Source organism: Paenibacillus sp. LHD-117 (assembly GCF_030929555.1).
Lineage (GTDB): Bacteria > Bacillota > Bacilli > Paenibacillales > Paenibacillaceae > Pristimantibacillus.
The window spans coordinates 114,965-126,347 of the sequence record NZ_JAVFVT010000020.1 but is presented as its reverse complement, the minus strand read 5'-3'; the positions used below and the strand labels follow the sequence as shown (position 1 = coordinate 126,347).

The following is an 11,383-nucleotide window of genomic DNA, read 5'->3' as shown; positions in this document are numbered from 1 at the left end:
TTAGGATCATTCGTGCGAAGCATAAAAACACCGCGCTTTCTATGGAATGGTTTCTACCCTCATTATACCATATTAACGCGGTGATTTATTGAAGTTTTTGAATTTCTCAACAGCCTGATTTATGCAGGAATGATGGTCATTCAGCACTTTCGCCGTCGAATATGCTGCACGGAATACAGCAATTAAGGGTTACACTCGAATCTACACTCGAACCCACTCACAACTCATACGCAAACAAATAGGCTTCACCGGACCTCTCGGAGGTCGGTGAAGCCTATTGTCAAATTCTAAGTATGAATAAGTTTTGCATCTTATACGGGCTTAGAATTCTCGGAATGAAACGCGTGCGCTGCCAAAGGACGGCGACAGCCGTTTCACCTTGTGCCCAGGAAGCTTACGCTTGCGCGGACAACGCGTTCAGTCTTTTCGCAAGACGAGATTTTTTGCGGGCAGCCGCATTTTTATGAATCAGGCCTTTCGTTACTGCTTTGTCCAATTTCTTCGTTGCAACGAGCAGAGCCGCTTTTGCAGTTTCTACGTCCGTTCCAGCGATAGCTTGGTCAGCAGATTTAACGGCCGAACGAAGCGCGGATTTCTGGGAAGCGTTCAGAGCACGGCGTTTCTCGCTAGTCTTCACGCGTTTAATCGCGGATTTAATGTTTGGCATGGAATTCACCTCCTACGTAATTCTGTGCAATGCTTCGTAACGAAGCGGGGTCGATTGGTTCAAAACCTACTCAACACAACTTAAAATATATTATCATGCGACTGCCCAAAAAGCAATAGTAACCGAGTTTCGTCCCTATGCGCGCATACCCGGAGGGGAGATGGGGAAATCGTATGAAAAAGGCAGCTTTGCGAACAATAACGAAAGTACGATTGCACGAAAGGAGCGGCATGAACATGAACGAACAGCCACAGGATCAGCTTGACCTGCAGAAATTTAACGTCAGAACGGATCTTGCCTTGGAGGCAAGGGAGCTGGCGCAGCCGGACGGGGGACCGATTCCGGGCATCCATTCGGAGGTAACCGAGGACGACGGCATTACGGTGACCGTCCTGCATGTCCAAAACGAACAAGGCTCTCAGGCCATCGGCAAAATCGTCGGACAATACGTCACGATCGAGGTGCCGGGGCTGCGAAACGGGGATACGACGCTGCAGGATCGCGTGGCCACCCATTTCGCCAAACATTTCGAATCGTTCCTGGAGCGGCTTCAAATCGGCAAGATGGCGAAGGTTCTTATCGTGGGGCTTGGCAATTGGAACGTCACGCCCGACGCGCTCGGGCCGTTGGTCGTCGAGAACGTCATGGTGACGCGCCACTTCTTCGAATTGATGCCGGATCAGGTGGCTCCCGGTTATCGTCCGGTCAGCGCCGTAGCGCCGGGCGTGCTCGGCATAACCGGCATCGAGTCTAGCGAGATCGTGCACGGCATCGCCGACCAATCGAAGCCGGATCTCATCATTGCGATCGACGCGCTGGCGTCCAAAGCACTCGAGCGGGTCAATACGACGATCCAGATCGCGGATACGGGGATCCACCCCGGCTCTGGCATCGGCAACAAGCGGAAAGGACTAACCAAAGACATCCTAGGCATTCCGGTGATCGCCATCGGCGTTCCGACCGTCGTGTACGCTTCTACGATCGTGAACAACGCGTTCGAAATGATGAAGGGCCATTTGGAGGAGCAGAAGGGCGACACGAACCAGATTTTCGGACTGATGAACGGAATGCCGGAGAACGAGCGGCTGCAGCTCGTGAAAGAAGTGCTCGGGCCGGTCGGTCACGACCTGCTGGTCACGCCGAAAGAAGTCGATCAGTTCATCGAGGATATTGCGAACATCATCGCGAGCGGCCTGAACGCTTCGCTGCACGAGGCGGTCGACACGGATAACGTAGCCGCTTATACGCATTAACAAATACAGATCGTTTGCGATGCCGCATGCCCGTCCGGGTTTGCGGTTTTTTCGCGTACCGTCACTCTATGATTCAAACTCTATCTATTAATTTGGTTCTACCATCTCTCTCGCGTTCATAGGTTAGTAGTACATTGTTGGACAACTTATGGATTTGCGGTTAGGGAGGGAATCGATTATGAAATGGTTTAGCAAAATGGCGAGCGGGCTTCGGCAATCCGAACGATGGGGGGAGCCGGATCGGATTCGGGAGATGCTCGTTACGGGAAAAGCTTTCTCGTTGTTGTCGCTTAGCTCGATGTTGTTTTTTATGACGCTGGGCATTGCGGTCATGCTCCACCAGCAGTCTTCGGTTTCGTCGATGGATTCGATGAAAGGGTTCGCGGCATCGGTATCAAGCGGCTTGTTCGGCGACATGCTGGAGATGGAAATGCCGGCTTTCCAAAGCAGCTTGTCCACGGATACGCTGACCGGCAAAGAAATTAGCGTCTTCCTCATGCGGACGTTGACGGATATTAACCCAGGCAGTCCAAGCAGCTTGCTTGCCGGCGAACTGCCTGGCATGGCGCAGAGCGATGCCTTCCTGATCAGGAAAGGGGTCGGCACGGACGCCGATGTCGGGCCGCAGGACCATTCCCCGATTTACGAACCGACGCCGGATCCCACCCCTGCGGATAATGAGGGCGGAGCTTCCTCTGGGAACGATGGAGACGAGCCTTCGGAAGGATCTGGAGCGGGAGATGGAACGGACAGCGGCGGGAAGGACGAACCGAACGGGCAGCCGACGACGGAAGGCAGGAAGGTCGCGTTCATCTACCATTCCCACAACCGGGAATCTTGGTATCCCGAGCTTGAACCGGGAGCCAAGGACGCAAGCTCCGGCACAAAAAACATTACGCTGGTCGGCAAACGTCTGGCGGAGAAGCTTGAGGAACACGGCGTCGGCTCGGTCGTGTCCGACACAGATTATCCGACGGCGATCAAGAATTACCGCTGGGAGCTTAGCTACAAGTATTCGATGAAGACAGTGAAGGAAGCGATGGCGGGCAGCGACGATCTGACCTACTTCTTCGACCTGCACCGCGACTCGCAGAAACGCAAATACACGACGGTCGATATCGGCGGCAAGAGCTACGCACAGGTTTATTTTATTATCGGGCACCGCAATCCGAATTGGAAAGAAAATGAAGCGTTCGCCACCAAGATCCACGATGAGCTAGAGAAGAAGTATCCGGGTATTTCGCGCGGCATCTGGGGGAAGACTGCTGCTACGGGCAACGCCGAATACAACCAGTCGCTCGCTTCCGAGAGCGTGCTCATGGAGATCGGCGGCGTAGACAATTCGCTGGATGAATCCTACCGGACGGCCGACGCGCTGGCCGAAATTATAGCTTCGATCTATTGGGATGCCGAAGAAGTATCGGGCGAGGAGGAGTAATCATGAAACGGAAAAGCTGGAAACTGCTGCTGCTGGGCGGCGCGCTCACCTTCATCGTGTTGTTCGGGATGGAGATGTCGACATCCGGCATCGAACGGATCTACGGGCCGATGGACGGCTCCGAACGATATACGTATGACACAGGGGAACTTACGAATGCCAGCGAAACCGAGAAACGCATTGCGGAGCTAGAGAAGGAGCTGGACGATATCCGCAAAATCGCGTACGGCGACGCCTACGACAACGGGGAAAATCGGCGCCTGCCCGGCATGCCGCTCGAGGAAGATCAAGCCGCCGTCAACAAAATCGCCGACTCCACCTCCGGCTTGCTCCAAACAGCTTCCAGCAAAGGCATCCGGTTTGTCGTATCGTTGTTCGACGGCCTGATGAACTAACTTTCGTTGCTGTGCTCCCTTGTTGCTGATATAATAGAAAGAATGATTGGATTATTGGAATGTGTGGGGGCTCAAGCATGACTGACGTTCGTGACCGACAGAAGAAAATAAGGAATTTTTCCATTATCGCTCATATTGACCATGGCAAGTCCACGCTCGCGGACCGGATTTTGGAGTACACAGGCGCGCTGTCATCCCGCGAGATGCAGGCACAGGTGCTCGACCAGATGGATCTGGAGCGCGAACGCGGCATTACGATCAAGCTGCAGGCCGTTCGCCTCTCGTACAAGGCGGATGACGGCGAAGAATATCTGCTTAACTTGATCGATACGCCCGGACATGTCGACTTTACATACGAGGTGTCCCGAAGCATGGCGGCATGCGAAGGCGCCCTGCTGGTCGTCGACGCCGCCCAAGGCATCGAAGCGCAGACGCTTGCGAACGTGTACTTGGCGCTCGACAACAACCTTGAAGTGCTGCCCGTCATCAACAAAATCGATCTTCCGAGCGCCGAACCGGAACGGGTGAAGCAGGAGATCGAGGACGTCATCGGGCTGGACGCAAGTGAAGCGGTTCATGCTTCGGCGAAAGCCGGCATCGGCATCAAGGAAATTTTGGAGCAGGTCGTGCAGAAGGTGCCGGCTCCGAACGGCGATCCGGACGAGCCACTGAAGGCATTGATTTTCGATTCGCACTACGATGCTTACAAAGGCGTCATCGTCTACGTCCGCGTCATCGACGGGAACATCAAAGCAGGCAAAAAAATCCGCTTCATGGCGACCGGAGCAGAGTTTGAAGTCATCGAAGTCGGCGCGTTCAAGCCGCGGATGTCCATCGTCGACGAATTAGCCGTCGGCGACGTCGGATTTATCGTTGCGGGCATAAAGAACGTCAAGGATACGCGCGTGGGCGATACCGTCACGGATGCCAAACGTCCGGCTCCCGAGCCGCTCCCCGGCTACAGACGGATTAACCCGATGGTTTATTGCGGATTGTACCCGATCGAGAATCAAGATTATAACGACTTGCGCGATGCGCTGGAGAAGCTCGAGCTGAACGACGCGTCGCTTCGTTACGAGCCCGAGTCTTCGACCGCGCTCGGCTTCGGCTTCCGCTGCGGCTTCCTTGGATTGCTCCATATGGAAATCATCCAGGAGCGCATCGAGCGCGAATTCAACATTCCGCTGATCACTACGGCGCCGAGCGTTATCTATAAAGTAACGCTGACGAACGGCGAGCAATTGAACATCGACAACCCGTCCAACTATCCGGAATCCGGTAAGCTGGACTTCGTCGAAGAACCGTACGTCAAAGCGGGCGTCATCGTGCCGAACGATTATGTCGGCGCGATCATGGAGCTTTGCCAAGGCAAACGCGGCGAGTTCGTCAACATGGAATACCTCGATACGAACCGAGTCACGTTGACCTACCATATGCCGCTGTCGGAGATCGTTTACGATTTCTTCGATCAGTTGAAATCGAGCACCAAAGGTTACGCATCGTTCGATTACGAGCTGTCAGGTTACCGCAAATCGAATCTCGTGAAGATGGATATTATGCTGAACAACGAACAGGTCGACGCTTTGTCGGTCATTGTTCACCGCGACCGCGCTTATCAGCGGGGGCGCGTCATCTGCGAGAAACTGAAGGAGCTGATCCCTCGTCAGATGTTCGAGGTGCCGGTCCAAGCATCCATCGGCACGAAGGTCATCGCCCGCGAGACGGTCAAGGCTATGCGGAAGAACGTTCTTGCCAAGTGTTACGGCGGCGATATTAGCCGGAAGCGCAAGCTGCTCGAGAAGCAGAAGGAAGGCAAGAAACGGATGAAGCAGGTCGGCAGCGTCGAAGTACCGCAGGAAGCGTTCATGGCGGTGCTCAAGATCGACGAGGATTAAGCCAGGATCGGGTCATTTGGAGAGGAGAGCGCTGCTCTCCTTTCTTCGTTTGTATCGATGTAATCGTTTTGCCATGGGAGGGAAATTGAAATGACGTTACAACAAGCGCCAAACGCGCTTTATATACACATCCCGTTCTGCACGAACAAATGCCACTATTGCGACTTTACTTCTTACGTGTTAAGAGGACAGCCCGTGGATCAGTATTTGGACGCGCTCGAGGAAGAAATGAAACGGACCGTCGAAACGATGCGGCCGGAACGTATCGACACCGTGTTCGTCGGCGGCGGGACGCCGACGGTACTGACGCCGCCTCAGATGGAGAGATTCCTTCGGGCGGTTAGGTCGCACTTTCCGCTGGCAGCAAACGTGGAATTTACGATGGAAGCCAATCCCGGCACGACAGACGAGGATAAGCTTGGCGCTATGAGGGCCGGTGGCGTGAACCGGATCAGCTTCGGCGTTCAATCGTTCGACAACGGGCTTCTGGAGCGAATCGGACGGATTCATAACGTGGACGACGTTTACCGCAGCTTGGAGAATGCCCGGAAGACGGGTTTCGATAACCTGTCGATCGACTTGATGTTCGGACTGCCCGGCCAGACGCTCGCGCATCTCTCGGACAGCGTCGACCGCGCGATGGCGCTCGGACTGCCGCATTATTCGCTATATAGCTTGAAGGTTGAAGAAAATACCTTGTTCCACAAGCTGTACGAACGCAACGAGCTGCCGCTCCCTCCCGAGGAAGAGGAGTACGAGATGTTTCTTCTATTAATGAAGAAGCTGAAGGAGGGAGGATACGGCCATTACGAGATCAGCAACTTCGCCAAACCCGGATTCGAAAGCAGGCATAACTCGACCTACTGGCGCAACGAGCCTTACTACGGGTTAGGCGCAGGGGCGCATGGATATGCAAACAGGACGCGCCATATCAATCTAAAAGGCGTTCAGCCCTATATCGATGCAAGCGCGAGCAAGCTGCCTCGGTTGGAATCCTTTGAGGTGACCGAGCGGGAAGCGATGGAAGATTTTATGATGGTCGGGCTTCGGCTGCTTGAGGGCGTGCCGGCGTCGAGGTTCGCTAAGCAGTTTGGCGGTCGCCAGCTGGAATCGGTTTTCGGCGGCACGATCGGCAAGCTGACGAGCGATGGCCTGTTGGAGCAGGTGCAACGGGACGGCGATGATTGGTACCGGTTAACGGATTGCGGCGTCTTGCTCGGCAATGAAGTATTCGGCTCGTTTATCGGTGCGGAGACTGAACAAATCGGTGAAAAATAACCTTGAGAATTCATGCGATCTGATGTATATTTATTCATATTGAACTCAGATCTTGTCTCTCGGGGGTGTAGGCAGCGATGCAGACCGCGCAAGTGTTATGCAGAACAGCGACGTCGGACGACGTGGAAACTTTATTTCAATTAATCAAAGGTTATGCCGAGAAAGGCGTCATGCTGCCGCGCACGCGAGAGGTTCTTGCCGATCTGATCGATACGTTCGTCGTGGCCGAGGTCGGAGACGAGGTCGTGGGCTGCGGCTCGCTAACGAAGCTTGGCGATAATTTGGTCGAGATTCGGTCTTTAGGGATCACGGACGGCTATAAAAGCCTTGGAATCGGAAGCAAGCTGGTGGACGCTCTCCTTGCGCAAGCGAAGGAGCAAGGCATCACCAAGGTGATGGCGCTGACGTACGCGGATAAATTTTTCGAACGGAACGGCTTTACGGTCGTCGAGAAGGAGATTTTCCCGGAGAAGGTATGGAGAGATTGCGTGAATTGCCCCAAGCAATTCGCCTGCGACGAAATCGCGGTGCTGAAGGTGCTGGAGTCTTGAAAATAATGGACTGAAAATGCCGAACCGACTTGACAATCGTCAAGCTGGTTTGGTATTTTTGTAATAGTGATTAGCACTCATTGATGTTGAGTGCTAACGAAGGACAGGCGCAAGGCGAATTCGAATGGGAATCGGAGGGATTTACTATGTTGACGGAACGACAGCGAATGATCTTAAACGCCATAGTAGACGATTATATCCGTTCGGCAGAGCCGGTAGGCTCGCGCAGCATTTCGAAGCGCGGGGATGTCGGATTCAGCCCGGCTACCATTCGGAACGAGATGGCGGACCTGGAAGAGCTCGGGTTTCTCGAGCAGCCCCATACGTCGGCCGGCCGCGTCCCGTCCACCAAGGGATACCGGTATTACGTCGACCACCTGGTCAAGCTTGGCGAGGTGAACGACAGCGATCTGGGCCTGATGAAATCTTTTGTAACGGATAAACTGAACCAGATGGAACAAGTCATACAGCAAACCGCGATGATCTTGTCGAATTTGACGAATTACACGTCGATCTTGCTTGGTCCGGAATTGTTCCAAACGTCACTGAAACACTTCGGGCTGGTACCGCTCAACGCGGAATCCGCAGTCGCCATTATCGTAACGAATACGGGACATGTCGAGAACCGCACGATTTCGATCCCGCCGAATTTGAATATGGACGACATGCAGAAGGTCGTAAATATTTTGAATACGAAGCTGGTGGGCGTTCCGCTTGTTCGGCTCAAGGCGAAGCTGTATTCGGAGGTCGGGCAGGAGCTGGAACGTCACGTCGACCATTATGAAGGTTTGCTCGGCGTACTCGACAGCGCGCTGCAGAACGACGAGGAACAACGGATCTTCATGAGCGGAACGACGAACATGCTGACCCAGCCGGAATTTAAGGACGTCGACAAGGTGAAGACAATTCTGGATCTGCTTGACGAGACGCCTACGATCATGAAAATGTTCACATCGCTTCCTTCGGGCATACAAGTGCGTATCGGCACGGAAAATGACCACAAAGCGATTAGCGATTGCAGCTTGATTACGGCAACGTATTCCATAAACGGCGAAGCGCTCGGCACGATCGGCATTTTGGGTCCGACCCGAATGGAATACGGCAAAGTGATTAGCTTGCTCGATCTGATATCCAAAGATATGGGCACGCTGCTCGGCAGATGGTACAAATAAGAAGAACGAGCGGCGCCGATCTGCGGCTTGCAGCTGCATTTGAATAAGGAGGTGATAGGGTGAGTACCAAGGAACAACATAACGATACAACGGATACAGTAGTAGAAGACGCTTCCGATCAAGCTGCGGAGCAAGCTACGGCTGAAGCCGAAGCGCAGAACGCCGATGTGGAGGAGCAAGCGGAGGATACCCGTTACGCCGAGCTGGCGAAGCATGCGGATGAGTCTCAGCAGCGATACTTACGCGCGCAAGCGGATTTCGATAACTTCAGACGCCGTACCGCGAAGGAGAAGGAAGAGCTGGCGCAATACGCTTCGATGAAGCTGATCGGTCAATTGGTTCCGATCGTCGACAATTTCGAACGCGCCATTGCGGCGGCTTCGTCCAATAGCGATTATGAATCGCTGGCCAAAGGCGTTGACATGATCTTCCGCCAATTGTCCCAAACGCTGGAAGCCGAGGGGCTGAAGGCGATCGAGTCCGTTGGCCAACCGTTTAATCCCGAGTTCCATCAGGCCATCATGCAAGTCGAGTCCGACGAGCACGAGGAAGGGATCGTCGTGGAGGAAGTCCAGAAGGGTTATATGTTGAAGGAGAAGGTCCTTCGTCCGGCGATGGTGAAGGTGAGCGGCTAACCGCTCCCGAAACCTGCCTGCCAGCGCGCAATCATGCGGATGATCCGCGAGTGACAATACAACCACTTATTTGAGGAGGCCATTCAACCATGAGCAAAGTAATCGGTATCGACCTTGGCACGACGAACTCTTGCGTTGCCGTAATGGAAGGCGGCGAAGCAGTCGTCATCCCGAACCCGGAGGGCAACCGCACGACGCCTTCGGTCGTAGGTTTCAAGAAGGACGGAGAGCGTGTTGTCGGCGAGACGGCGAAACGCCAAGCGATCACGAATCCCGACCGCACCATTATTTCCATCAAACGTCATATGGGTACGAACCACAAAGAAAAAATCGACGACAAAGAATATACGCCTCAAGAAATTTCGGCGATTATTCTTCAGAAGCTGAAATCCGACGCGGAAGCATACCTTGGCCAGACGGTCACGCAAGCGGTCATTACAGTGCCGGCGTACTTCAACGACAGCCAGCGTCAAGCAACGAAGGACGCGGGCAAAATCGCGGGCCTCGAAGTGCTTCGCATCGTCAACGAGCCGACGGCTGCCGCACTTGCGTACGGCCTAGAGAAGTCGGAAGACCAAACGATTCTGGTCTATGACCTTGGCGGCGGCACGTTCGACGTCTCCATCCTGGAGCTCGGCGACGGCTTCTTCGAAGTAAAAGCAACGAGCGGCGATAACAAGCTTGGCGGCGACGACTTCGACCAAGTGATCATCGATTACCTCGTTTCGGAGTTCAAGAAGGAGCAGGGCGTTGATCTGTCCAAGGACAAAGCCGCGGTCCAACGTTTGAAGGATGCAGCCGAGAAAGCGAAAAAAGAGCTGTCCGGCGTATTGACTTCGGCGATCTCACTGCCTTTCATTACGATGGTAGACGGCGTGCCTCAGCACTTGGAAATGAACCTGACTCGCGCGAAATTCGAAGAGCTGTCCGCGCCGCTCGTAGAACGCACGCTTGGACCAGCTCGTCAAGCGCTTAGCGATTCCGGCTTGTCCGAAAGCGAAATCGACAAAGTTGTGCTTGTCGGCGGTTCCACTCGGATTCCTGCCGTTCAAGACGCGGTCAAGAAGCTCATCGGCAAAGAGCCGCACAAAGGCGTCAACCCGGATGAAGTGGTCGCGCTTGGCGCAGCCGTTCAAGCGGGTGTCTTGACCGGCGACGTGAAGGATGTCGTATTGCTCGACGTAACTCCGCTATCGCTCGGCATCGAGACGGCAGGCGGCGTATTCACGAAGATGATCGAGCGCAACACGACGATTCCGACGAGCAAGTCGCAAGTGTTCTCCACGTATGCCGACAATCAGCCGGGCGTAGAGATTCACGTGCTGCAAGGCGAACGTTCCATGGCGGCGGGCAACAAGACGCTGGGACGCTTCACATTGAGCGACATTCCGCCGGCGCCGCGCGGCGTTCCGCAGATCGAAGTTACGTTCGATCTCGACGCGAACGGCATCGTGAACGTGTCCGCGCTTGACAAGGGCACAGGCAAAAGCCAGAAGATTACGATCACGTCTTCCAGCGGCCTGAGCGACGCGGAGATCGACCAAATGATGAAGGACGCCGAGCTGCATGCGGACGAAGACCGCAAGCGCCGCGAGCTTGTAGAAGCAAGAAACGCAGCGGATCAGCTCGTCTATACGACGGAGAAAACGATCAAGGATCTTGGCGACAAGGTAGATCCGTCCGATATCGAAAAAGCGAACGCGGCCAAAGAGAAAGTAACGGCGGCGCTGGCTACGGAAGATCTGGAGCAAATCAAATCCGCTACGGAAGAGCTGACGGAAATCGTCCAGCAGCTGTCCGTGAAGCTGTACGAGCAAGCCGCGCAGGGCGCTGAAGGCGCGCAAGGCGGACCGGAAGCCGAGGCGGGCGGAGCGAGAGGCAAAGACAATGTCGTGGACGCCGACTACGAGGTCGTGAACGACGACAAGAAGTAAGGGCGACGGGATAGGGGTCAAGGACGGGCGCGCCCGTCTTTGGCCTCCTTTCGCGAGCGGCGGTCGCGCGACAGGCGCGGCCTGCCGATGCGTGATCGAAGCGTTTCGGCACGAAATGGAAACGGTATCGTCGAATGCAACATTGACGGCACCGTTTCTTCTCGT

At 54.6% G+C, this 11,383-nt stretch carries 10 protein-coding genes; 9 read left to right on the top strand and 1 reads right to left on the bottom strand.

The window, feature by feature from the left end; all coding sequences use genetic code 11:
• Positions 1–394: 394 nt before the first annotated feature.
• Positions 395–667, bottom strand: coding sequence for a 30S ribosomal protein S20 (gene rpsT / locus RB620_RS17085; protein ID WP_308096286.1), 273 nt, complete (start codon positions 665–667; stop codon positions 395–397).
• 236 nt (positions 668–903) lie between these two features.
• Between rpsT and gpr the strand changes: the two genes are divergently transcribed.
• The 9 genes from gpr (at position 904) to dnaK (ending at position 11,218) form a co-directional block, all read left to right on the top strand.
• A complete protein-coding gene (gene gpr, locus RB620_RS17080; RefSeq protein WP_308096284.1) occupies positions 904–1,920 on the top strand; it encodes a GPR endopeptidase in 1,017 nt (338 codons plus the stop codon).
• Positions 1,921–2,098: 178 nt separating this feature from the next.
• A complete protein-coding gene (gene spoIIP / locus RB620_RS17075) occupies positions 2,099–3,358 on the top strand; it encodes a stage II sporulation protein P (protein ID WP_308096283.1) in 1,260 nt (419 codons plus the stop codon).
• A 2-nt stretch (positions 3,359–3,360) separates the two neighbouring features.
• Positions 3,361–3,753, top strand: coding sequence for a translation initiation factor 2 (locus RB620_RS17070; RefSeq protein ID WP_308096281.1), 393 nt, complete (start codon positions 3,361–3,363; stop codon positions 3,751–3,753).
• Positions 3,754–3,830: 77 nt separating this feature from the next.
• Positions 3,831–5,648 carry a translation elongation factor 4 gene (gene lepA / locus RB620_RS17065; protein ID WP_308096279.1) on the top strand — a complete coding sequence of 606 codons (1,818 nt, stop codon included), beginning with the start codon at positions 3,831–3,833 and terminating at the stop codon, positions 5,646–5,648.
• Between the two features lie 90 nt (positions 5,649–5,738).
• Positions 5,739–6,926, top strand: a complete 1,188-nt coding sequence (gene hemW / locus RB620_RS17060; RefSeq protein ID WP_308096277.1) for a radical SAM family heme chaperone HemW — start codon at positions 5,739–5,741, stop codon at positions 6,924–6,926.
• Positions 6,927–7,003: 77 nt separating this feature from the next.
• Positions 7,004–7,477, top strand: a complete 474-nt coding sequence (locus RB620_RS17055) for an N-acetyltransferase (RefSeq protein ID WP_308096275.1) — start codon at positions 7,004–7,006, stop codon at positions 7,475–7,477.
• 146 nt (positions 7,478–7,623) lie between these two features.
• Positions 7,624–8,649, top strand: coding sequence for a heat-inducible transcriptional repressor HrcA (gene hrcA, locus RB620_RS17050; RefSeq protein ID WP_308096273.1), 1,026 nt, complete (start codon positions 7,624–7,626; stop codon positions 8,647–8,649).
• 59 nt (positions 8,650–8,708) lie between these two features.
• Positions 8,709–9,284, top strand: a complete 576-nt coding sequence (gene grpE / locus RB620_RS17045; RefSeq protein ID WP_308096271.1) for a nucleotide exchange factor GrpE — start codon at positions 8,709–8,711, stop codon at positions 9,282–9,284.
• A gap of 89 nt (positions 9,285–9,373) precedes the next feature.
• Positions 9,374–11,218, top strand: a complete 1,845-nt coding sequence (gene dnaK, locus RB620_RS17040; RefSeq protein ID WP_308096269.1) for a molecular chaperone DnaK — start codon at positions 9,374–9,376, stop codon at positions 11,216–11,218.
• Positions 11,219–11,383: the final 165 nt, after the last annotated feature.

Excerpts from the sequence above, each read along its gene's own strand:
- rpsT (WP_308096286.1), bottom strand. The coding sequence starts at position 667 with ATGCCAAACATTAAATCCGCGATTAAACGCGTGAAGACTAGCGAGAAA.
- gpr (WP_308096284.1), top strand. The coding sequence starts at position 904 with ATGAACGAACAGCCACAGGATCAGCTTGACCTGCAGAAATTTAACGTC.
- spoIIP (WP_308096283.1), top strand. The coding sequence starts at position 2,099 with ATGAAATGGTTTAGCAAAATGGCGAGCGGGCTTCGGCAATCCGAACGA.
- RB620_RS17070 (WP_308096281.1), top strand. The coding sequence starts at position 3,361 with ATGAAACGGAAAAGCTGGAAACTGCTGCTGCTGGGCGGCGCGCTCACC.
- lepA (WP_308096279.1), top strand. The coding sequence starts at position 3,831 with ATGACTGACGTTCGTGACCGACAGAAGAAAATAAGGAATTTTTCCATT.
- hemW (WP_308096277.1), top strand. The coding sequence starts at position 5,739 with ATGACGTTACAACAAGCGCCAAACGCGCTTTATATACACATCCCGTTC.
- RB620_RS17055 (WP_308096275.1), top strand. The coding sequence starts at position 7,004 with ATGCAGACCGCGCAAGTGTTATGCAGAACAGCGACGTCGGACGACGTG.
- hrcA (WP_308096273.1), top strand. The coding sequence starts at position 7,624 with ATGTTGACGGAACGACAGCGAATGATCTTAAACGCCATAGTAGACGAT.
- dnaK (WP_308096269.1), top strand. The coding sequence starts at position 9,374 with ATGAGCAAAGTAATCGGTATCGACCTTGGCACGACGAACTCTTGCGTT.